At 69.2% G+C, this 18,103-nt stretch carries 17 protein-coding genes; 9 read left to right on the forward strand and 8 right to left on the reverse strand.

The features are described 5' to 3' along the window. The first annotated feature begins 178 nt into the window (after positions 1 to 178). Entirely contained in the window at positions 179 to 1,048 is an 870-nt protein-coding gene (locus tag ACFY1L_RS23485) for a hypothetical protein (RefSeq protein WP_388827482.1), read from the forward strand. 24 nt (positions 1,049 to 1,072) lie between these two features. Here the strand turns inward: ACFY1L_RS23485 and ACFY1L_RS23490 are convergent, their stop codons facing one another. Both ACFY1L_RS23490 and ACFY1L_RS23495 read right to left on the reverse strand, forming a co-directional pair. Further along, positions 1,073 to 3,466: a cation-translocating P-type ATPase gene (locus tag ACFY1L_RS23490; protein WP_388827485.1), complete on the reverse strand. Its 2,394-nt coding sequence runs from the start codon at positions 3,464 to 3,466 to the stop codon at positions 1,073 to 1,075. A gap of 95 nt (positions 3,467 to 3,561) precedes the next feature. After that, positions 3,562 to 3,828, reverse strand: a complete 267-nt coding sequence (locus ACFY1L_RS23495) for a DUF2530 domain-containing protein (protein ID WP_388827488.1) — start codon at positions 3,826 to 3,828, stop codon at positions 3,562 to 3,564. A 113-nt stretch (positions 3,829 to 3,941) separates the two neighbouring features. Here ACFY1L_RS23495 and ACFY1L_RS23500 point away from each other — a divergent pair, with 113 nt between their 5' ends. Next, entirely contained in the window at positions 3,942 to 5,393 is a 1,452-nt protein-coding gene (locus tag ACFY1L_RS23500; protein WP_388827491.1) for an NCS2 family permease, read from the forward strand. On the opposite strand, the gene ACFY1L_RS23505 is transcribed toward ACFY1L_RS23500, so the two are convergent. Beyond that, entirely contained in the window at positions 5,386 to 5,568 is a 183-nt protein-coding gene (locus ACFY1L_RS23505; RefSeq protein WP_355905866.1) for a ribbon-helix-helix protein, CopG family, read from the reverse strand. The two genes, ACFY1L_RS23500 and ACFY1L_RS23505, sit on opposite strands and share 8 nt — an antisense overlap. Positions 5,569 to 5,720: 152 nt before the next feature. Here ACFY1L_RS23505 and ACFY1L_RS23510 point away from each other — a divergent pair, with 152 nt between their 5' ends. Both ACFY1L_RS23510 and ACFY1L_RS23515 read left to right on the forward strand, forming a co-directional pair. Beyond that, positions 5,721 to 6,158, forward strand: a complete 438-nt coding sequence (locus tag ACFY1L_RS23510) for a MarR family winged helix-turn-helix transcriptional regulator (protein WP_388827495.1) — start codon at positions 5,721 to 5,723, stop codon at positions 6,156 to 6,158. A 33-nt stretch (positions 6,159 to 6,191) separates the two neighbouring features. After that, positions 6,192 to 7,556 (forward strand): MFS transporter, encoded by a 1,365-nt coding sequence (locus tag ACFY1L_RS23515; RefSeq protein ID WP_388827499.1) that lies wholly within the window; start codon positions 6,192 to 6,194, stop codon positions 7,554 to 7,556. A gap of 20 nt (positions 7,557 to 7,576) precedes the next feature. Here the strand turns inward: ACFY1L_RS23515 and ACFY1L_RS23520 are convergent, their stop codons facing one another. After that, positions 7,577 to 8,095 (reverse strand): GNAT family N-acetyltransferase, encoded by a 519-nt coding sequence (locus tag ACFY1L_RS23520; protein WP_388827502.1) that lies wholly within the window; start codon positions 8,093 to 8,095, stop codon positions 7,577 to 7,579. Between the two features lie 26 nt (positions 8,096 to 8,121). On the opposite strand from ACFY1L_RS23520, the gene thpR reads away from it, so the two are divergent. Next, positions 8,122 to 8,694 (forward strand): RNA 2',3'-cyclic phosphodiesterase, encoded by a 573-nt coding sequence (gene thpR / locus ACFY1L_RS23525; RefSeq protein ID WP_388827505.1) that lies wholly within the window; start codon positions 8,122 to 8,124, stop codon positions 8,692 to 8,694. 141 nt (positions 8,695 to 8,835) lie between these two features. Here the strand turns inward: thpR and ACFY1L_RS23530 are convergent, their stop codons facing one another. After that, positions 8,836 to 9,828: an aldo/keto reductase gene (locus ACFY1L_RS23530; protein WP_388827508.1), complete on the reverse strand. Its 993-nt coding sequence runs from the start codon at positions 9,826 to 9,828 to the stop codon at positions 8,836 to 8,838. Positions 9,829 to 9,952: 124 nt separating this feature from the next. On the opposite strand from ACFY1L_RS23530, the gene ACFY1L_RS23535 reads away from it, so the two are divergent. Beyond that, positions 9,953 to 10,897, forward strand: coding sequence for a nuclear transport factor 2 family protein (locus ACFY1L_RS23535; RefSeq protein WP_388827511.1), 945 nt, complete (start codon positions 9,953 to 9,955; stop codon positions 10,895 to 10,897). Between the two features lie 22 nt (positions 10,898 to 10,919). Here the strand turns inward: ACFY1L_RS23535 and ACFY1L_RS23540 are convergent, their stop codons facing one another. Further along, entirely contained in the window at positions 10,920 to 11,561 is a 642-nt protein-coding gene (locus ACFY1L_RS23540; protein WP_388827514.1) for a 1,4-alpha-glucan branching protein, read from the reverse strand. 155 nt (positions 11,562 to 11,716) lie between these two features. Between ACFY1L_RS23540 and ACFY1L_RS23545 the strand changes: the two genes are divergently transcribed. Further along, positions 11,717 to 13,327 carry an amidase gene (locus ACFY1L_RS23545; RefSeq protein ID WP_388827517.1) on the forward strand — a complete coding sequence of 537 codons (1,611 nt, stop codon included), beginning with the start codon at positions 11,717 to 11,719 and terminating at the stop codon, positions 13,325 to 13,327. Between the two features lie 84 nt (positions 13,328 to 13,411). Here ACFY1L_RS23545 and ACFY1L_RS23550 read toward each other — a convergent pair whose 3' ends face one another. Next, the gene (locus ACFY1L_RS23550; protein WP_388827520.1) at positions 13,412 to 14,086 is read right to left on the reverse strand and encodes an SGNH/GDSL hydrolase family protein; all 675 of its coding nucleotides are present in this window, start codon (positions 14,084 to 14,086) and stop codon (positions 13,412 to 13,414) included. Between the two features lie 195 nt (positions 14,087 to 14,281). Between ACFY1L_RS23550 and ACFY1L_RS23555 the strand changes: the two genes are divergently transcribed. Both ACFY1L_RS23555 and ACFY1L_RS23560 read left to right on the forward strand, forming a co-directional pair. Then, a complete protein-coding gene (locus tag ACFY1L_RS23555; protein WP_388827523.1) occupies positions 14,282 to 15,253 on the forward strand; it encodes a WD40 repeat domain-containing protein in 972 nt (323 codons plus the stop codon). A 143-nt stretch (positions 15,254 to 15,396) separates the two neighbouring features. Continuing rightward, positions 15,397 to 16,902, forward strand: a complete 1,506-nt coding sequence (locus ACFY1L_RS23560) for a cellulase family glycosylhydrolase (RefSeq protein ID WP_388827526.1) — start codon at positions 15,397 to 15,399, stop codon at positions 16,900 to 16,902. Positions 16,903 to 16,954: 52 nt separating this feature from the next. Here the strand turns inward: ACFY1L_RS23560 and serC are convergent, their stop codons facing one another. Continuing rightward, positions 16,955 to 18,073 carry a phosphoserine transaminase gene (gene serC / locus ACFY1L_RS23565; protein ID WP_388827529.1) on the reverse strand — a complete coding sequence of 373 codons (1,119 nt, stop codon included), beginning with the start codon at positions 18,071 to 18,073 and terminating at the stop codon, positions 16,955 to 16,957. Positions 18,074 to 18,103 lie beyond the last annotated feature (30 nt).

The following is an 18,103-nucleotide window of genomic DNA, read 5'->3' on the forward strand; positions in this document are numbered from 1 at the left end:
GTAGTGAGCAGCGGCCGCCCCCGACGGGGACCCGGGGGCGGCCGTTCCTCCGCAGATCGCAACGGCTTCGTAATCTGCGCACAAAATCCGTATCGGCCGTACAACCAGTCACAACCGTCACGGATCTGATCCGGTGAGCCAACAGGCTCCACGATCACTTTCTCCACTTGGGGAACACATGCGCATACGTGCCACCGTGGCCGCCCTCTCCGGCGCCCTGGCCCTCTCCGCCTTCGCGATGCCGGCCGCCCACGCCGCCGACTCCTCCTCCTGGGAGGCGGCCTCCGCGAAGGCCCTTGCCGCGCACTCCGGCAAGACCGCGTTCAGCAGCGACGCCGCTGCCGCGGATCTCGGCGTCACCTTCTCCGACCTCAAGATCGCCAAGGCGATCAAGGTCGGCACCACCGCTCACGTCTCCACCACGGTCACCTACACGCTGACCCACGGTGCGAACTACGACATCTCGTCGGACGACTTCGACAGCGGCCCGGTCATCTACAAGGGCTCGTCGATCACCACCCCGGACAACCTGCTCGGCGGCGAGGCGCCTGCCACCTGCACCAAGGTCACGGACACCACCGCCACCTGCACCGGCAAGATCGACATCTACCCGGGCGAGGGCGACCTGCTCAACTCCGACGCGGGCAAGTGGTCGGCCGGCGCGCTCGCGCTGCAGTACAGCACGGGGGACTACTCCCTGCAGGGCGACCTCGGCTCCACGCTCGTGCAGCGCTACTCCAAGCTGACGGTCAACGCCTCGCCGGAGCCGGTGAAGAAGGGCAAGACCATCACGGTCGTGGGCAAGCTCTCCCGCGCGAACTGGGAGGACAACAAGTACCACGGCTACACGAACCAGCCGGTGAAGCTGCAGTTCCGCAAGAAGGGGACCAGCACCTACACCACCCTCAAGGGCATCTACTCGAACTCGACGGGTGACCTGAAGACGACGACCACCGCCACGGTCGACGGCTACTACCGCTTCTCCTTCGCGGGCACCACGACGACCCCGGCGGTCAGCGCCACGGGCGACTACGTCGACGTGCAGTAAGCCTTGTCGGTCCTTGCCTAGCAGCTAGGCGGGAACGCGGCGGTCGACCCATTTCCAGATCAGCTCCAGGGCGACCGCCGCCACCGCCGAGATGCCGACCGCGATCCACGGCATCGTCACGCCGACCAGCTTCAGTGCGAAGAAGTGCTGCAGCCACGGCACGATCAGTACGAACAGGAACGCCACGCCCATCGAGGCCACCAGGGCGATCCGCCACCAGGTGTAGGGCCGGGCGATGATCGCCAGCACCCACATCGAGATCAGGAACAGCGTCAGGGTCGCCGCACTGGTCTCCGCGTCCAACTGCCCCGGCCCGGTGTAGTAGTGACGGGCCATCAGATACGTCACGAAGGTCGCCACCGCGGCCACCACCCCGCCCGGGACCGAGTACCGCATCACCCGCCGTACGAAGTGGGGTTTCGCGCGTTCCTTGTTGGGTGCCAGGGCGAGGAAGAAGGCCGGGATGCCGATCGTCAGGGTGGACAGAAGCGTCAAGTGCCGTGGCAGGAAGGGGTATTCGACCTGCCAGCACACCACCAGCACCGCCAGCAGCACCGAGTAGACCGTCTTCACCAGGAACAGCGTCGCCACCCGAGTGATGTTGCCGATGACCCGCCGGCCCTCCGCGACCACCGAGGGCAGCGTCGCGAAGCTGTTGTTGAGCAGCACGATCTGCGCGACCGCGCGCGTGGCCTCCGAACCCGAGCCCATGGACACGCCGATGTCGGCGTCCTTCAGGGCGAGGACGTCGTTCACGCCGTCGCCGGTCATCGCGACCGTGTGCCCGCGCGACTGCAGCGCGCCCACCATGTCCCGCTTCTGCTGCGGGGTGACCCGACCGAACACCGTGCCCTCGTCGAGGGCCTGCGCCATCCCGTCCTGCTCGGCGGGCAGCCGGCGTGCGTCGACGGTCGTCCCGGTGAGGCCCAGCTTCCCGGCCACCGCGCCCACGGACACCGCGTTGTCGCCGGAGATGACCTTGGCGCGGACGTCCTGCTCGGCGAAGTAGCGCAGGGTGTCGGCCGCGTCGGGCCGCAGCCGCTGCTCCAGTACGACGAGGGCGGTGGGCCTGGCCCCCTTCGAGGGCTCGGAGTCGTCGAGGTCGCGGCCGGCCCGGGCGAGCAGCAGGACACGCAGACCCTGCTCGTTCAGCCGTCCGGTCTCCGCGAGGGCCGGGTCGCCGTCGGTCAGCAGCACGTCGGGCGCCCCCAGCAGCCACGTACTGGACTCGCCGTTGCCCTCGCTGAAGGTGGCGCCGCTGTACTTGCGGGCGGAGGAGAAGGGCAGGGACTCGGTGCAGCGCCAGTCCTCGACGTCCGGGTAGGCGTCGATGATCGCCTGGAGGGAGGCGTTCGGCCGCGGGTCGGACTCGCCGAGGGCGCCCAGCACCTTGCGTACGTACGACTCGTCCGCGCCCTGCAGCGGCCTGAGCTCGGTGACGTCCATGCCGCCCTCGGTGAGGGTGCCGGTCTTGTCGAGGCAGACGGTGTCGATGCGGGCGAGGCCCTCGATGGCGGGGAGTTCCTGGACGAGGCACTGTTTCCGGCCAAGTCGGATGACGCCTATGGCGAAGGCGACCGAGGTGAGGAGCACCAGCCCCTCCGGGACCATGGGCACGATTCCGCCGACGGTCCGCGCGACCGAGTCCTTGAAGCCGTGCTCCTTGACGACCAGTTGGCTGATGACCAGGCCGATCGCGGTCGGGATCATCATCCAGGTGACGTACTTGAGGATCGTCGAGATACCCGTGCGCAGCTCGGAGTGGACGAGGGTGAAGCGGGAGGCCTCTTCGGCCAGTTGGGCGGCGTAGGCCTCGCGGCCGACCTTGGTGGCCTTGAACGCGCCGCCGCCGGCGACGACGAAGCTGCCCGACATGACCTGGTCCCCGGGCTTCTTGACGACCGGGTCGGCCTCGCCGGTGAGCAGTGACTCGTCGATCTCCAGCCCGTCGGCCTCGACGCACACCCCGTCGACGACGGCCTTATCCCCCGGCCCGATCTCGATCAGGTCGTCCAGCACGATGTCCGACGTACCGACCGCGGCGGCGACCCCGTCCCGCCGCACGGTGGGCCGCGCCTCCCCGATCACGGCGAGGGAGTCCAGGGTCTTCTTCGCCCGCCACTCCTGGATGATGCCGATACCGGTGTTGGCGAGGATGACGTAGCCGAACAGGCTGTCCTGGACCGGCGCGACGGCCAGCATGATCACCCAGAGCACGCCGATGATCGCGTTGAACCGGGTGAAGACGTTCGCCCGGACGATCTCGCCCATCGACCGGCTGCTGCGCACCGGTACGTCGTTGACCTGCCCGCGCGCGACCCGTTCGGCGACCTCGGCCGCGGTCAACCCGCGCGCAGTCGTCGGAACGGGTACGGGGTGCACAGGGTCGAGCTCGGCGCCCGCGTCGATGTGCGTCATGCATTCGACGGTACGTGCGGATTTGCGGCTTCACCCGCCGAGTGACCGGAAGATCCGACCTGGGGAGGAGTCGACTCGTGCGGTGGTTGTACGGCCTACTCGGTCGACCCCGACTTCAGTGCCGCGTCCCGCTTGATCGCCGCGTCCCGCTTCCGGACGAACCAGACGCCGTACAGCCCCAGCACCCCTCCGGCCAGACAGGTCCACAGCCACCACGTGTGCCCGTGGTCGTCGAACCAGCCGTAGAAGGGCAGCTGCACCAGGAAGAGGACGAACCACAGGATCGTGCCGCCGGTGATGGTGGCGACCACGGGGCCCTCAAGGGGCTCCGGCGCCTCGTGCTTGGGGGTCCACTTCGCCATGAGGGACAGCTTACGAGGCGATCATATCTACGCGCGGAGATAGCGCCCGCAGGATTCATATGTTCATACTGAAACCGTTTGCGCCTGTCCACTTCTGCTCGTAGGAACACCCAATGTCCACCTCGGCCCCCGCCAAGGTCCCCGCCCCCGATCAGCAGGGGAACGCGCCCGTGACCGGCGCACTCGACCGCTACTTCAAGATCTCCGAGCGCGGCAGCACGCTCGCGCGCGAGATCCGCGGCGGCTTCGCCACCTTCTTTGCGATGGCCTACATCATCGTGCTGAACCCGATCATCCTGGGCAGCGCGAAGGACATGTACGGGCACCAGCTCGACAACGGCCAGCTGGTGACCGCGACCGCCGTGACGGCCGCCTTCACCACCCTCCTCATGGGTGTCATCGGCAACGTCCCGATCGCGCTGGCCGCCGGCCTCGGCGTGAACTCGGTCGTCGCGCTCCAGCTCGCGCCCCGGATGTCCTGGCCGGACGCCATGGGCATGGTCGTCCTGGCCGGCTCCGTCGTGATGCTGCTGGTGGCCACCGGGCTGCGTGAGCGCGTCATGAACGCCGTGCCCTACAGCCTGCGCAAGGCGATCTCCATCGGTATCGGCCTGTTCATCATGCTGATCGGCCTGGTCGACTCCGGCTTCGTCTCCCGCATCCCGGACGCCGCCCAGACCACCGTCCCGCTCCAGCTCGGCGCCGACGGCCACCTCAACGGTTGGCCGGTCCTGGTCTTCATCCTGGGCGCACTACTCACGCTCGCGCTGATCGTCCGCAAGGTCTCCGGCGCGATCCTGATCTCGATCGTCACGATGACGGTCCTCGCGGTGATCATCGACGCCGTCGCGAAGATCCCGACCTGGGGCCTTACGACGCCCAAGTGGCCCGGCAACCCGGTCGCCACCCCGGACTTCGGCCTGATCGGGAAGGTCAGCCTGTTCGGCGGCTTCTCCCACGTCGGCGTGCTGACCGGCGTCCTCTTCGTCTTCACGGTCCTGCTGTCGTGCTTCTTCGACGCGATGGGCACGATCATGGGCGTCAGCGACGAGGCCAAGCTGACCAACGCCAAGGGCGAGATGCCCGGCATCAACAAGGTCCTCTTCGTCGACGGCATCGCGGTCGCCGCGGGCGGCGCCAGCTCCTCCTCGGCCACCACCTGCTTCGTGGAGTCCACCGCCGGTGTCGGCGAGGGCGCGCGCACCGGCTTCGCGAACGTCGTCACCGGCGGGCTGTTCGCCGTGGCGCTGTTCCTGACGCCGATCGCCACGATGGTCCCGTCCCAGGCGGCCACTCCGGCACTGCTCGCGGTCGGCTTCCTGATCCTGGCCGGCTCGGTCAAGGAGATCGACTGGGCCGACTACACCGTCGCCGTACCCGCCTTCGTGACGATGGTGATGATGCCGTTCACCTACTCGATCACCAACGGCATCGGCATGGGCTTCATCACCTTCGCGGTGCTGCGCCTGGCCGCCGGACGGGGCCGGGAGGTCCCGGTGGCGATGTACGTCGTGGCGGCGGTCTTCGGCTTCTACTACCTGATGCCGGCGCTGGGTCTCACGTGACGCCGTAGAACTTCTCGGTCTCCTCCACGGCGGACTGGAAGCGCTCGTCGAAGTCATCCCGAATGAGCGTCCGGACGACATAGTCCTGGACGCTCATTCCTCTTTTGGCGGCGTGGTGCCGGAGCCGTTCGAGCAGCTCTCCGTCTATCCGCAGGCTGAGCACACTGGTCCCCATGCCTACGAGGGTCGCGGCACCCTTCGGCGCGGTGTGTCACGTTCCGCATCTCGATCACCCATATGAGTGATGTTCCGATTCAGTGGCCCGGGTCACGGGAATCCCGGCGCATTCCAGCTTGTTTAGCGAGAGTAATGAGTTACCCTAAAGAGATGTCGGACCTCAGCCATGGCGACGACGCTGCCGCCGTGAACTCCCTGCGATCAGCTGTCATGCGGCTGTCCCGTCGGCTCAAGCACCAGCGCGTCGACGAGTCGCTCAGCCCCACCGAGATGTCGGTGCTGGGCACCCTCTCCCTCTGCGGGAAGGCCACCCCGGGCGAACTCGCCCGCAAGGAGCACGTGCAGCCGCCGTCGATGACCCGCATCGTCGCCCTGCTCGAGGCCAAGGGACTGGTCCGGCTGGAGCCGCACCCCGAGGACCGGCGCCAGAAGGTCGTCACCAAGACCGAGCAGGCCGAGGCCATGCTCGAGGAGAGCCGCGCCAAGCGGAACGCGTTCCTGGCCAACCTGGTCGAGGGCCTGGACGAGGACGAGTGGGTAAAACTGCGCGCCGCCGCCCCCGTGCTGGAGAAGCTCGCACACCTGTAAGCAGCAGCCGCAGTCGCAAGGAGGCGAACCCTTTTGAGTACGGGATCCGGAGCAGAATCCGCCCCCGCACCTAAGACCACCCACGACTCCCCGCCCTCCCCCGGACCCACTCGCAAGTCCTCGATGTTCAGCTCGCTGAAGGTCCGGAACTACCGGCTCTTCTTCGCCGGCCAGGTCGTCTCCAACATCGGCACCTGGATGCAGCGCATCGCCCAGGACTGGCTGGTCCTCAGCCTCACCGGCTCCGCGACCGCCGTCGGTGTGACGACGGCACTGCAGTTCCTGCCGATGCTGCTCTTCGGTCTCTACGGCGGCGTCCTCGTCGACCGTCTGTCCAAGCGCCGCACGCTGCTGTTCACCCAGTTCTCGATGGCCCTCACCGGTATCGCGCTCGCGGTGCTCACGCTCTCCGGCCACGTCCAGGTCTGGCACGTCTACCTGGCCGCCTTCGCCGTCGGTCTCGCCACGGTCGTCGACAACCCGGCCCGGCAGTCCTTCGTCAGCGAGATGGTCGGCCCGGACCAGCTGCAGAACGCGGTCAGCCTGAACTCCGCGAACTTCCAGTCCGCCCGCCTGGTCGGCCCCGCCGTCGCGGGCCTGATGATCACCGGTGTCGGCACGGGCTGGGCGTTCCTCTTCAACGGCCTGTCCTTCGTCGCGCCGATCGCCGGCCTGCTGCTGATGCGTGCGCGTGAGCTGTACGTCGTCGAGCGCGCGCCGCGTGGCAAGGGCCAGTTGAGGGAGGGGCTCCACTACGTCGCCGGGCGGCCGGACCTGATCTGGACGATCGTCCTGGTCGGCTTCATCGGCACCTTCGGCTTCAACTTCCCGGTCTACCTCTCGGCCTTCGCGGACGACGTCTTCCACGCGGGCGCCGGCTCCTACAGCCTCTTCAACACGCTGATGGCGGTCGGTTCGCTGGCCGGTGCGCTGCTCGCGGCCCGCCGGGGAACGGCCAGGATGCGCGTGATGATCGGCGCGGCGGCGGCCTTCGGCGCCCTGGAGCTGGTGGCCTCGACCGCCCCCTCGCTCTGGCTGTTCGCCCTGCTCATGGTCCCGATCGGCATGTTCGGCATGACGATCAACGTCACCGCGAACACCAGCATCCAGATGGGCACGGACCCGGCCATGCGCGGCCGGGTCATGGCCCTCTACATGATGGTGTTCCTCGGCGGCTCTCCGGTGGGCGCGCCCATCGCGGGCTGGATCACGGATGCGTACGGCGTCCGAGCGGGTCTCGCGGTCGGCGGCACGATCGCCGCGGCGGCCGCCGTCACCGTCGGCCTGGTCCTGGCCCGGGTCGGCGGACTGCGCCTGTCGGTCGGCTGGAACCGCGGCCACCCGCACGTCCGGTTCGTGCCGCGGGAGCGGCAGGAGGAGCTGGCCGCGGCGGCGTGACAGCTGTGCCGGCCCGGGGGTCACACCCGCCGGGCCAGCACCTGCCCCGGCCAGTCGTTGGTGCCGACGTAGGCCTCCGTGCGGGCGAAGCCGTTGCTCTCGTAGTAGCGGACGAGCTTGCCGTCGTCGCCGGCGTAGCAGTCGACCCGCAGCAGGGAGATGCCCGCGAGGCGGGTCTCCTTGGCGGCGTGCGAGAGCAGGGCGCTGCCCACGCCGTGGCCCTTGAAGCGGCGGTCGGAGGCGAGCCAGTGGATGTACCGCTCCGGCTCGCCCACCGGAGGAAGGTGGGACAGGTAGGCGCCGGGCGAGTCGGTGAGGGTGAGGGTGGCGGCCGGTACGCCGTCGGCCTCGGCGATGTACGTGTCGCCCTCGTCCAGGTAGCGGGTGACCGACTCGACCGTCCCGGGGCTCTGAGACAGGGGCTTCGCCCCCCACTGTCCGGTCCGCCCCTGCGCGACCAGCCACTCCACGCAGCTGTCGAGCATGCCGAGTATCACGGGAACGTCGTCGGGTCCGCCTTCTCTGATGGTGATCTCCATCCCCCCATGGTGGCAGGGTGGGGCACATGAGACTCTTCGCCGCCGTGCTTCCGCCGGAGGATGTCGTCGCCGAACTCGCCGCGGAAGTGGCCGAGTTGAGGAAACTGCCGGGCGCGGAGGCGCTCCGCTGGACCGGGCGCCCCGGTTGGCACTTCACGCTCGCTTTCTACGGCGAGGTCGACGACGGCGTCGTAGCGGATCTGTCGGCGCGGCTGGAGCGGGCGGCGCGGCGGACCGGGCCTTTCGAGTTGGCCGTGCGCGGAGGGGGCCAGTTCGGGCACGGGCGAGCGCTGTGGGCGGGGGCCGAGGGCGATGTGCAGGCGCTGCGGCTGCTCGCCGACCGCTCGGAGGCGGCGGCGCGGAAGGCGGGGGTGCCGATGGGGGAGCACCGGCGCTACAAGGCGCATCTGACGGTGGCGCGCAGCCGGGACGCGGTGGATGCGCGGCCGTATGTGGAGGCGCTCGGGGGGTTCGCGAGCCGGACGTGGACGGTGGCGGAGCTGGTGCTCGTGCAGAGCAACCTGCCGAAGTCCGGGGTGCCGGGGGAGCAGCCGCGGTACGAGGCGGTCGCTCGTTGGCCGCTCGGGGGCGCCGGTTAGGCTCGGGTACGTGGACCCGAAGACCCGCAACCGGATCATGGCCGGTGTACTTGTGCTGTTGTTCGTGGTGGTGGCGTTGGCGGCGGCGCTCGGCAAGTAGCCGACCGCCGCCACCGCTGGACAGGCCCTGGGCCGCCGGCTCTACCAGGCGAAAGCCTCCGGGGAGGGCCCCGGGCCCGGGAAGATCTCGTCCAGGCCGGACAGGAGCTCCTCGCTCAGCTCCAGCTCCACCGCCCTGAGCGCCGACTCGAGCTGTTCGGCCGTGCGCGGGCCGACGATCGGGCCGGTGACGCCGGGGCGGGTGAGGAGCCAGGCCAGGGCGGCCTCGCCGGGCTCGACGCCGTGCTTGTCGAGCAGGTCCTCGTACGCCTGGATCTGGGCGCGGATCGTGGTGTTGGCGAGGGAGTCCGCGGCCCGGCCGCTCGCCCGGCGACCGCCCTCGACCTCCTTCTTGATGACGCCGCCGAGCAGTCCGCCGTGCAGCGGCGACCAGGGAATGACCCCGAGGCCGTACTCCTCCGCGGCCGGGATGACCTCCATCTCGGCGCGACGCTCGGCGAGGTTGTAGAGGCACTGCTCGCTGACGAGGCCGATGGTCCCGCCGCGACGGGCGGCGATCTCGTTGGCCTGGGCGATCTTGTACCCGGGGAAGTTGGAGGACCCGACGTAAAGGATCTTCCCCTGCTGCACCAGCACGTCGATGGCCTGCCAGATCTCCTCGAAGGGAGTGCGGCGGTCGACGTGGTGGAACTGGTAGACGTCGATGTAGTCGGTCTGCAGCCGCTTCAGGCTGGCGTCGACCGCGCGCCGGATGTTCAGCGCGGAGAGCTTGTCGTGGTTCGGCCAGGCGTCGCCGTCGGCGGCCATGTTGCCGTACACCTTGGTGGCGAGGACGACCTTGTCGCGGTGGGTCGCGCTCTTGGCGAACCAGTTCCCGATGATCTCCTCGGTACGGCCCTTGTTCTCGCCCCAGCCGTACACGTTGGCGGTGTCGAAGAAGTTGATGCCGGCGTCCAGCGCTGCGTCCATGATCGCGTGGCTGGCGGCTTCGTCGGTCTGCGGTCCGAAGTTCATCGTGCCGAGGACCAGCCGGCTGACCTTGAGTCCTGTGCGTCCGAGCTGCGTGTACCTCATGACCACCTAGCCAACGGCGTGGAGTGCGCTCTAGGCAAGGGAGATCTTGACGCTAACTGATGGTTAGTGCTTTCCTGTGGGAAGCGTGAGCTTGAACTTTCAATATCTATTTCCGGAGAGCCCCATGCCCCCCACCACCTCTGTCCGCAGGGCGCTCGTCGCCTTCGCTGCCGCCGCCTCCGCCGTCTTGCTGGGCGCCGCCGCCGTCCCGGCCGTCGCGGCGCCGCACAGCGCTTCCGCGGGTTACGCCGGTTACGGCGGTTACGGGGATTCCGCCCGCCTCGGCTATCAGAAGGCCGTTGCCGCCGGTGTCCTCAAGGGGGTGTTCGAGCGCGGTGACACCGAGGTCGTGGACCGGTTCGTACGGCCGGACTACATCCAGCACAACCCGCTGGCGCCGGACGGGGCGGAGACGCTGAAGAACCTGGCGGTCTCGGTGCACAAGCAGTTCCCCGACGCCGAGTACGACATCAAGCGGGTGATCTCCGAGGGCGACCTCGTCCTGGTGCACTCCAACGTCGTGCTGACGCCGGGCACGCGGGGCTCCGCGGTGTTCGACATCTTCCGCTTCCAGGGCGGGAAGATCGCCGAGCACTGGGACGTGGGGCAGACGGTGCCGGAGAAGTCCGCCAACGGCAACGACATGTTCTCGACGGTGAGTTGGCCGCGGACGGAGCAGCCGGGGCCGGGCTTTCTCACCGCGTACAACAAGAAGCTGGTGACGGCGGCGTTCGACCAACTGCTGGTGAAGAAGGACCTGTCGGCGATCGACCGGTACTGGGGCGCCGAGTACCACCAGCACAACCCGAACATCGCGGACGGTGTGGAGGGCGTGAAGTCAGGGCTGGGCGAGTACTTCAAGCAGTTCCCGCAGCTGACGGTCACGCCGAAGCGGGTCATCGCCGAGGGTGACCTGGTGGCGGTGCACAGCCACTACGTGAACGCGCCGGGGGAGCGGGGGCAGGCGATCGTGGATCTGTTCCGGGTGCGGGGCGGGAAGATCGTGGAGCACTGGGACGTGATCCAGGACGTGCCGGCGACTTCGGCGAACGGCAACGGGATGTTCTAGAGGTTGTTGGCGGACGCGGTCGTCAGTTGTGCAGGGTGACGAACACGGCCCTGGCGCGGGTGTCGACCGTCGCCTGCCACGCACCCGTGACGTGGCCGAGCACGCCCTCCGGAGGGAGCGGCGTCGGGCTCAGGACGCGGTGCACGCGCAGCAACTTGCCGTCGGCGGTGTGGAGTTCGGTGCTCTCGGCGGTGTCGGTGGGCGTGGAGAGGGGGGTCTCGATCGTTGAGGTGGCGGCCGTGTAGGAGCGGGTGACCTCGTGGTCGGGGATGTCGGTGATGCTCTGGGCCATGGCCTGGGCCCGGCCCTCGAACAGGGCCAGGAGCTCGGCCAGGAGTACCGGGTCGTGGCAGCCGTCGTAGGCCCAGCGCTTGCCCAGCACGCCGTGTTCCATGGTGCCGACGAGGGCGTGTTCCGCGCCGTCGAGCGGGGCGCCGCGGTAGGTCAGCGGGACCAGGTAGGCGGCCGGGGCGGGGCCCGACGCGTCGGTGGCGACCATGAACTCGATGCCGACCTCGCCCTCCGGGTCGTCCAGCCGGAAACCGCCGGCCTTGGTCAACTCCGGTGTGGCCGGGCCGTCTTGGTACCAGGGGCGGGTGGGCAGCCACGTGGTGAGCAGTTCCAGCTTGGTGGGCTTGAGGGTGGTGTGGTGGATGAGGGCCATGGGACCGGATTCTGTCAGTTGACGCGTGTCGCAGCGGGGGATTTTCCGGGCCGTCCTCCGGCTGTCCCCCGGCGCCGTGCGGGGGGTGTCTCCCCTGGTGAACAGGGGGACAGCCGGGGCGAGTCACGGCCGTCGGATCTATAGCGTCGACATACATGGAGGACACGGAGCGGATTCACACCACCCGCCGCAGCGTGCTCGCGCTCGGCACCGCGGCGGCGGCCACGGCAGGGCTCGGATCGGTCCCCGCCGAAGCCCGGGCTCACGACACCGCCCCCGGCGAACTCGACGAGCTCGGCATCGCGGAGCTGCGCGACCTGATGGCCGAAGGGCGGCTCGACGCCGTACGCCTCACCCGCTACTACCTGGAGCGGATCGAGCGCATCGACCCGCTCCTGCGCTCGGTGATCGAGGTCAACCCCGACGCCCTGCGCGAGGCCCGGCGGCTGGATGCCGAGCGGCGTCCCCGGGGGCCGCTGCACGGCATGCCCGTTGTGCTGAAGGACCTGGTGGAGACCGCGGACCGGATGCACACGACGGCCGGTTCGCTCGCCCTGGAGGGGCTTCGGCCTGCGCAGGACGCGACGGTCGCCGCGCGGCTGCGCGCCGCCGGTGCCGTCGTCCTCGGCAAGACCAACCTGAGCGAGTGGGCGGGCGGCATGTCGCTCACCCACCACGCCGGGTGGAGTGCGCGCGGCGGTCAGACCCGCAACCCGTACAAGCTGGACCGGTCGCCGAACGAGTCCAGTTCCGGTACGGGGGCCGCAGTCGCCGCCAATCTGTGCGTCGCCGGGATCGGTACCGAGACCAACGGCTCGATCATCGACCCGGCCTCGGCGAACTGCGTCGTCGGGGTCAAGCCGACCGTCGGACTGGTGGGACGGGGTGGGGTGATCCCCGGTGTGCCGAGCCAGGACAGCGTCGGTCCGTTGGCGCGTACGGTGCGCGATGCCGCGATCCTGCTCGGCACGCTCGTGGGGGTCGACGAGCGTGATCCGGCGACCGGGGCGAGCCGTGGCCGCTTCCACCGCGACTACACCCGCTTCCTGGACGCCGACGGACTGCGCGGCGCACGTATCGGCGTACCGCGCACCGTCTACTTCGGCTACGACGCCCACGCCGACGAGATCGCGGAACGGGCGATCGCCGTGATGCGCGAGGCCGGTGCGACCGTCGTCGACCCGGCGGACATCCCGACCGCCGAGCGGCTGGAGGACCTGCCCAGCTCCATGGTCGTCCAGGCCTACGAGTTCAAGCGGGCCCTGAACGCCTACCTGGCCGCCGCCCCCGGCGACCACCCCCGCAGCCTGGCGGAGCTGATCGCCTTCAACCGCGCGCACGCCGACCGCGAGCTGCGCTACGTCCGGCAGGACGGGCTGGAGGCGGTGCAGCAACTGGACTTCACCGAGCGCGAGTACCGCGAGGCGCTGGCCACCAACCACCGGCTGTCGCGCGCCGAGGGCATCGACGCGGTGCTGCGCCGACACCGCCTGGACGCCCTGGTCATGCCGACCACCGGCCCCCCGGCCAAGATCGACCTGATCCGCGGCGACACCTACGGCGGCGGCGCCTCCACCCCGGCCGCCCTCGCCGGCTACCCCGCGATCAGCGTCCCGGCGGGCTTCGCCTTCGGCCTCCCGGTCGGCCTGACCTTCATGGGTACGGCGTGGAGCGAGCCGGTGCTGCTGCGGCTGGCGTACGCCTACGAGCGTGCGAGCCGGGTGCGCCGGCCGCCGACGTATCGGCCGGCGGACGTGGGGTTCTGAGGGGGCGTTGTTCCTCCCCGGCTGCCCCATGCACGAGCACAGCCGCGCAGTACAACGATACGCACGGTGACCAGGACGCGCGGGTCACTCCCCGTAGGGTTCCCCCACGTCCCACGCCTGGTGCATGGCGTCCGCGTAGGCCGCCGCGATCTTGTGCTCACCGCTCGCGTTCGGGTGCGTGCCGTCGTACGTGTCGAGGTGGATGTCGTACGAGGGCGGGGGTGAGGCAAGGAGCAGGGGCGAGCGAGGTTCGTCCAGGTCTGCCACCGCCTTTGCCAACAGTTCGTTGAAGCGGGTCACTTGGGCCGCGAAGGGGGCGTCGTCGGAAGCGCGGACGTTCGGGATCACCGGCAGTACCACCATGCGGATGCGTGCGTTGGCCGACCGCGCCTCCGCCACGAATCGGCGCGCGTTCTCCGCCGTCTGCTCCGCGTTCGTGTAGAAGCCCAGGTCGATCAGGCCCAGCGAGACCAGCAGGACGTCCGCCCGGTGCGCGCGCACCGCCTCGCCGATCAGCGGTGCCATGTGCAGCCAGCCCTCGCCCCAGCCGGCCAGGTGGGCGCGGGGGAAGTCAGGGTCGGCGTACTCGTACGACGTCGGTGAGTCCGTCGCCTTGTCGTACAGCGTCTCGCGCGGGCCGACGAGCGCGAACGGGCCGCCGTACGTCTCGCGCAGGTGCTCCCACATCCGGTAGCGCCATGTGTGTTCGCCTGCGCTGCCGATGGTCATGGAGTCGCCGACGGGCATGAACCTGAGCATCCGCTCATCATGGACGACCATTACCGGCCGGTAGGAGGGGAGTCGTCCACGGGTGCTGTGAGCATCACCACGTCGGCGGGTCTTCGGGGCGTTATCCGTACATTTGGAGTCGTTGGTCCGCCCCGTGAGCACTTGTGCCGAGCCTGTGACCGGTTGCGTCGGCTTTGGTGCGGAGCCAATGGCAGGCTTGGCGGCATGCGCCGACCGTTCGCCGTTCTCGCCGGGATCCTGCTCATGGGTGCCTTCGCCGCACCCGCCTCCGCCGCCGACGGCGACGAGGGCTTCACGATCAAGGACCCGCGGATCACCGAGTCCAGCGGGCTCGCCGCCTCCCACCTCCACCCCGGCATCTACTGGACCCACAACGACAGCAACGACGGCCCGTACATCTACGCCGTCGACAGCAGCTCGGGGAAGACCGTCGCCCGCATCACGCTGAGCGGCGTCGGTTCGCCCCGCGACGTCGAGGCCATCTCCATCGGCCCCGACAACCAGATCTACGTCGGCGACATCGGCGACAACCTCGGCGGCAAGTGGCCGTACGTCTGGATCTACCAGCTGCCCGAGCCGAAGAAGCTCGTCGACCAGACGATCCGGGCCACGCAGTACGTCGTGAAGTACTCGGACGGGGCCCGCAACGCCGAGTCGCTCGTCGTCGATCCGAAGACCGGGCGCGCGTACATCATCGACAAGAACGAGGACGGCGGGCATCTCTACGAGGGCCCCGCCAAGCTCTCCGCCTCCGGGACGAACATCTTCAAGCCCATCGCAGCCGTCGACCTCTGGGTCACCGACGCCGCCATCTCCCCGGACGACGAACAGCTCGCCGTGCGCGGCTACTTCGGCGGGATCTACTACGACTGGAACGGCGGCAGGATCAAGCGCAAGGGGCGCCTCAACGTCCCCCTGCAGGGGCAGGGCGAGTCCGTCACCTACTCCGCCGACGGGACCACGCTCATGTACGGCAGCGAGGGCAACGGCAGCTCCGTGCAGGCGGAGAGCGTGCCCGGGGGCGGCGGCTCCAAGTCGCCTTCTGCGGGCGGGAGTTCGGCGGCTTCGGGCGACGGCGGTACCGGCTCCGGCGGCAACCTCAAGGTCGGCGCGCTCGCCGTCGCCGTGGCGGCAGCAGCGGTGTTCGGTTTCCGGCTGCTGCGGCGGCGCGGCTAGCCGCCTGTCGCCGCTTCACCCGTCTCCCTCGCCGCTCCTTCTATTGACGAGGTCATGTCGCATCTGTTTCCTGGGTGGTGCGTGGTGCGGTGGGAGCGCTCCCACTCGTTCCGGGCCCGCGCCTCCCGAGAGGAAGCAGCGACATGTTCCGCAGCCTGCGAAGAGCGCTGTGCGCTGTTGCCGCGGCGCTTCTGTTACCGCTGGCGGGTGTCCACACGGCGCACGCCGCCGACGCCGCCGGGGCCGGTTACTGGCACACCAGCGGCCGTCAGATCCTGGACGCGGCCGGGCAGCCGGTCCGGATCGCCGGCATCAACTGGTTCGGCTTCGAGACCGGCAACCACGTCGTCCACGGCCTGTGGTCCCGCGACTACAAGTCCATGATCGACCAGATGAAGTCCCTGGGCTACAACACCATCCGGCTGCCCTACAGCGACGACATCCTCAAGTCCTCGACCGTCCCCAACAGCATCGACTTCAGCAGCGGCAAGAACGCCGACCTGCAGGGGCTCAACTCCCTCCAGATCATGGACAAGTTGGTGGCCTACGCCGGTCAGGACGGCCTCAAGGTCATCCTGGACCGGCACCGCCCCGACGCGGGCGGGCAGTCGGCGCTCTGGTACACCGCCGCCGTCCCCGAGTCGACCTGGATCGCCGACCTCAAGGCGCTGGCGGCCCGTTACAAGGGCCAGGACACGGTCGTAGGCATCGATCTCCACAACGAGCCGCACGATCCCGCCTGTTGGGGCTGCGGCGACACGGCGACCGACTGGCGGCTGGCCGCGCAGCGGGCCGGGAACGCGGTGCTCTCCGTCAACCCGGACCTGCTGATCTTCGTGGAGGGCGTGCAGACGTACGGCGGTGTGTCCGGGTGGTGGGGCGGCAACCTGATGGGTGTGGCCCAGTACCCGGTGCAGTTGGATGTCGCGGGCCGGGTCGTGTACTCCGCCCACGACTACGCGACCAGCGTGGCCCAGCAGCCCTGGTTCAGCGATCCGTCCTTCCCCGACAACATGCCGGGTGTCTGGGACAGGTACTGGGGTTACATCTTCAAGCAGAACATCGCGCCCGTGTGGGTGGGCGAGTTCGGTACGACGCTTGCCTCGACCGTGGACCAGAAGTGGCTGGCGGCGCTGGTGAGTTACCTGCGCCCCACGTCGACGTACGGCGCGGACTCCTTCCACTGGACCTACTGGTCCTGGAACCCCAACTCCGGTGACACCGGCGGGATTCTGAAGGACGACTGGGCGACCGTGGACACCGTGAAGGACGGGTATCTGGCGAGCGTCAAGGCGCCGTTGTTTCCGAGTACGGGCGGGGGAAGCGGTGGTGGCGGTGGTGGGAGTACCGCTTCCTGCTCGGCCGCCTACACCGTCAGCAGCGACTGGGGGAGCGGGTTCAACGCCGATGTGAAGGTGACCAACTCGGGCAGTACGGCGATCAGTTCGTGGAAGGTGACGTGGACCTGGAGCGGTTCGCAGCAGGTCACGTCCATGTGGAACGCGTCGTACACCCAGAGCGGGGCCACCGTGACGGCGGTGAACGCCTCGCACAACGGGAGTGTGCCGGTGGGTGGTTCGGCGAGCTTCGGGTTCGGGGGTGCGCCCGGCGGTGGGGGAGTGCCGAGCGTGAGCTGCACCGCGGCATGAGAAAGGGCGCCCGGTGGTCGCCGGGCGCCCTTCACCGTCGTACCGGATACGACTACAGCTTCTCGATCACGTAGTCGACGCACTTCGTCAGTGCCTCGACGTCCGCCGGGTCGATCGCCGGGAACATCGCGACGCGCAGCTGGTTGCGGCCGAGCTTTCGGTACGGCTCGGTGTCGACGATGCCGTTGGCGCGCAGGACCTTGGCGACGGCGGCCGCGTCGACCTCGTCGGTGAAGTCGATCGTGCCGATGACCTGGGAACGCTTGGCCGGGTCGGCGACGAACGGGTTCGCGTACTTGATGTCCTCGGCCCAGCCGTAGAGCGTGCGCGAGGAGGTCGCCGTGCGGCGGACCGACCAGTCCAGGCCGCCCTGGCCGTTGAGCCACTCCAGCTGCTGGTTCAGCAGGAAGAGGGTGGCCAGGGCCGGGGTGTTGTACGTCTGGTTCTTGCGGGAGTTGTCGATCGCCGTCGGCAGGCTGAAGAACTCCGGGACGTGGCGGCCGGACGCGTGGATGCGCTCGGCGCGCTCGATCGCGGCCGGGGAGAAGACGCCGATCCACAGGCCGCCGTCGGAGGCGAAGGACTTCTGCGGGGCGAAGTAGTAGACGTCGGTCTCGGCGATGTCGACCGGGAGGCCGCCGGCGCCGGACGTGGCGTCGACCAGGACCAGGGCGCCCTCGTCGGCGCCGGCCACGCGCTTGATCGGCATGGCGACACCGGTCGAGGTCTCGTTGTGCGTGAAGGCGTACACGTCGACGCCCGCCTCGGCCTCCGGCTGCGGGTGCGTGCCGGGGTCGCTCGCGATGACGGTGGGCTCGGCCAGCCAGGGGGCCAGCTTGGACGCCTTGGCGAACTTCGAGCTGAACTCACCGAAGCTGAGGTGCTGCGACTTGTTCTCGATCAGGCCGTGGGTCGCGACGTCCCAGAAGGCCGTGGAGCCGCCGTTGCCGAGGATGACCTCGTAGCCCTCGGGGAGGGAGAACAGCTCGGAGATGCCCTCGCGCACCTTGCCGACCAGGTTCTTGACCGGGGCCTGGCGGTGGGAGGTGCCGAGGAGGGAGGTTCCGGTGGCGGCCAGCGCGTCCAGCGCTTCCGTCCGCACCTTGGAGGGGCCCGCGCCGAAACGTCCGTCGGCGGGCTTGATGTCAGCGGGAATCTGGATCTCAGCCACGCAGTGAGGTTAGCCGGTGGAGGAAACGTG

The organism is Streptomyces sp. NPDC001663 (assembly GCF_042893105.1).
Taxonomy (GTDB): Bacteria; Actinomycetota; Actinomycetes; order Streptomycetales; family Streptomycetaceae; genus Streptomyces.

Coding starts and splice junctions, on each gene's coding strand:
- ACFY1L_RS23485 (WP_388827482.1), top strand. CDS start 179: ATGCGCATACGTGCCACCGTGGCCGCCCTCTCCGGCGCCCTGGCCCTC.
- ACFY1L_RS23535 (WP_388827511.1), top strand. CDS start 9,953: ATGCCCCCCACCACCTCTGTCCGCAGGGCGCTCGTCGCCTTCGCTGCC.
- ACFY1L_RS23545 (WP_388827517.1), top strand. CDS start 11,717: ATGGAGGACACGGAGCGGATTCACACCACCCGCCGCAGCGTGCTCGCG.
- ACFY1L_RS23505 (WP_355905866.1), bottom strand. CDS start 5,568: ATGGGGACCAGTGTGCTCAGCCTGCGGATAGACGGAGAGCTGCTCGAA.
- ACFY1L_RS23530 (WP_388827508.1), bottom strand. CDS start 9,828: ATGAGGTACACGCAGCTCGGACGCACAGGACTCAAGGTCAGCCGGCTG.
- thpR (WP_388827505.1), top strand. CDS start 8,122: ATGAGACTCTTCGCCGCCGTGCTTCCGCCGGAGGATGTCGTCGCCGAA.
- ACFY1L_RS23510 (WP_388827495.1), top strand. CDS start 5,721: ATGTCGGACCTCAGCCATGGCGACGACGCTGCCGCCGTGAACTCCCTG.
- ACFY1L_RS23495 (WP_388827488.1), bottom strand. CDS start 3,828: ATGGCGAAGTGGACCCCCAAGCACGAGGCGCCGGAGCCCCTTGAGGGC.
- ACFY1L_RS23500 (WP_388827491.1), top strand. CDS start 3,942: ATGTCCACCTCGGCCCCCGCCAAGGTCCCCGCCCCCGATCAGCAGGGG.
- ACFY1L_RS23490 (WP_388827485.1), bottom strand. CDS start 3,466: ATGACGCACATCGACGCGGGCGCCGAGCTCGACCCTGTGCACCCCGTA.
- ACFY1L_RS23540 (WP_388827514.1), bottom strand. CDS start 11,561: ATGGCCCTCATCCACCACACCACCCTCAAGCCCACCAAGCTGGAACTG.
- ACFY1L_RS23555 (WP_388827523.1), top strand. CDS start 14,282: ATGCGCCGACCGTTCGCCGTTCTCGCCGGGATCCTGCTCATGGGTGCC.
- ACFY1L_RS23560 (WP_388827526.1), top strand. CDS start 15,397: ATGTTCCGCAGCCTGCGAAGAGCGCTGTGCGCTGTTGCCGCGGCGCTT.
- ACFY1L_RS23520 (WP_388827502.1), bottom strand. CDS start 8,095: ATGGAGATCACCATCAGAGAAGGCGGACCCGACGACGTTCCCGTGATA.
- ACFY1L_RS23550 (WP_388827520.1), bottom strand. CDS start 14,086: ATGCTCAGGTTCATGCCCGTCGGCGACTCCATGACCATCGGCAGCGCA.